General features: G+C 56.8%; 1 protein-coding gene and 3 pseudogenes. All 4 read right to left on the bottom strand.

The features are described 5' to 3' along the window. Positions 1–622: pseudogene (locus Q1K49_RS11065) on the bottom strand (amidohydrolase family protein); the annotation flags it as partial. Then, positions 619–1,316: pseudogene (gene ftcD, locus Q1K49_RS11070) on the bottom strand (glutamate formimidoyltransferase). The pseudogenes Q1K49_RS11065 and ftcD, both read right to left, overlap by 4 nt. Positions 1,317–1,332: 16 nt before the next feature. Further along, positions 1,333–1,542: pseudogene (locus tag Q1K49_RS14925) on the bottom strand (glutamate formiminotransferase); the annotation flags it as partial. 147 nt (positions 1,543–1,689) lie between these two features. Next, positions 1,690–2,345: aromatic amino acid lyase (locus tag Q1K49_RS11075; RefSeq protein ID WP_300525990.1), on the bottom strand; the 656-nt coding region annotated here is incomplete at its 5' end.

Below are 2,345 nucleotides of genomic sequence, written 5' to 3' on the forward strand. Positions count from 1 at the left end.
CCACGTCTTTTTCCGGCTCGTTCCGAAAGCGAGGTGGAACGGCATGGGCTCCCATAAATGTGGGAGCCACGTCGAGAGGTGTGGTGCGCCGGATCCTGTCGATGACGCGGAGCATCTTGAGTTCCGTCTCCGTGTCCAGGCCATAGCCGCTTTTGATTTCCACCGTGGTCGTCCCGAAGGAAAGAGCGCGCAGGACGGTAGCCCGGGTTCTTTCGTAGAGCAGCTCTTCTCCCGCCGCCTCGACGGATCTGACGGAAGAAAGGATGCCGCCCCCACGGCGAAGAATTTCCAGGTACGGTGTGCCGTCGAGGCGGAGCGCAAACTCCTCTTCACGTGGCTCGATAAAGCACATGTGGGTGTGTGGATCCACAAATCCAGGGACAAGACAGCGCCCGGCGCAGTCGATTTCCTGAAACGGAACGGAATCGTCTTTTGCGGCGAGAAGCTCCTCCAGTGCTTTTCGAACGGAAATCTCCTCTCCGACGCAGGCGATGTTCCCGTCTTGAATCAGAAGAGCCCCACGTTCCCAGACGGTCACGTTTCCCTGTTCTGTTCCGCGCAGAGGAGTTCCCCTGTCGGAGGCTGTCCAGATTCGGGCGTTGTGGAAAAGCTTCACGGTCATGCCTGTTCCTCCTCCATCATCTCCAGGAGGCGAAGTTCGATCACCTGTCGTGGGTCGAATCCGGCGGCTTGAAGATAATAGGCGGCACTGTCGAGAAGAGCCTCGGCGGGAACCATACCGTAGAGTTCTGTCTCCACCACCGAGACGCCCCAGCGGCGGGCTTCCATCCGAATGGTCTCCAGCACGCGGTAGAGGGCGTTCTTTCGGTGGTCAACGAGTTCATGCTCACCTGAACAAGTCCCCGGTCCTCAAGGGCGAGTCCGATGCCTTTCACATGACAGAAACCTCCGCTGGAAGCACGAACGGCTTTGGCAATTTCTTTCGCGATGGAGACATCCGTTGTTCCAAGGTTGACGTTGAACGCGACGAGAAAGTTGCGTGCTCCGATCACGGTGGCTCCGGCAGTGGGATGGAGTGCCGCACTTCCCTTGTCCGGAAGCCGTTCGGGATTCGAGAGGACTTCCAGCTTGAGTGTTTCGTACTGTCCCTTTCTGATGACTTCGAGGCGCTTTCTCTCCGGGCGCAGGGCCGCTTCTTCGTAGAAATACACGGGAATGCCCGTCTCCTGCCAATAGCGCTCCCCGAAGGCATGCGCAAGGAGCACGCATTCTTCCATGCTCACGTTCTTCAGAGGTGTGAAGGGAATGACATCCACTGCGCCGATACGGGGATGGCCGCCTTGGTGATGCTCCATGTCCGATATTCTCCATCGCGACCCTGGCGGCCTCGAGCAGTGCGTCCTCCATCGGTTCCGGTTCACCCACCAAGCTCACGACGAGGCGATTGTGGTCTTCGTCGGCTCTGTAGTCGAACAGATAAACACCCTTCGTTTTTTTAAAGAGTGCAACCAATGCCTCAATGATCTCCGGACGTCGTCCCTCACTGTAGTTCGGAACACACTCGACCAGTCTGCGTGCCATATTTGTTGTAGTCTCTCCTCCAAGAAATACGCCGTTCGTTGTTCAAAAATCATCCTGTTCCCTGCGGTTTACGTGTAAAAACGTTGCCGCATGCGAAAGGGGCAGGGATGAAACATGTGCACCATCGTGTCTTTTCAGAATTCCCCGTCACGAGAGATGGCCGATTTCCTCCTCCACGCACTGTACCAGTTCTCCACTTCGAACCAGATGGAGCACGTCTTCAATGAGGGGTTGGAGAAAGCAGTCCTCTTGAACGAAGGGCACGTGTTCTCGAATCAGGCGGCGAGCGGCACGAGTTCCTCTTCCTGGCTGAAGAGGTTTGTGAAACTCAACCCCCTGGGCAGCACAGAGAAGTTCCACAGCAAGGACTTTCTCGGTGTTTTCAAGGATTGCTCTTCCCTTTCTGGAAGAATACATCCCCATGGAGACATGATCTTCCTGGTTTGCAGACGTGGGAATACTGTCCACGGAAGAGGGGTGAGCGAGGACCTTGTTTTCGGACACGAGTGCGGCGCAGACATATTGCGGGATCATGAACCCGCTGTTCAGGCCGCTGTTGCCCACGAGAAACGGGGGAAGTCCGGAGAGCTTCGCGTCCACCAGGCGAGCCACTCGTCTCTCGGAAATACTTGCCAGTTCCGCCGCGGCGATACCGAAGAAATCCATGGCGATAGCGATGGGTTGGCCATGGAAATTACCCCCGCTGATGGCTTCTTCCTCGGCGGGGAAGATGAGGGGGTTGTCCGTCACGGAGTTGATCTCCACCGCGATCTTCTGGCGTACATACTCTACCGCATCCCGAC

Origin of the sequence: Aminiphilus sp. (assembly GCF_029975095.1) — a bacterium.
In the GTDB taxonomy this organism is placed as follows: Bacteria; Synergistota; Synergistia; order Synergistales; family Aminiphilaceae; genus Aminiphilus.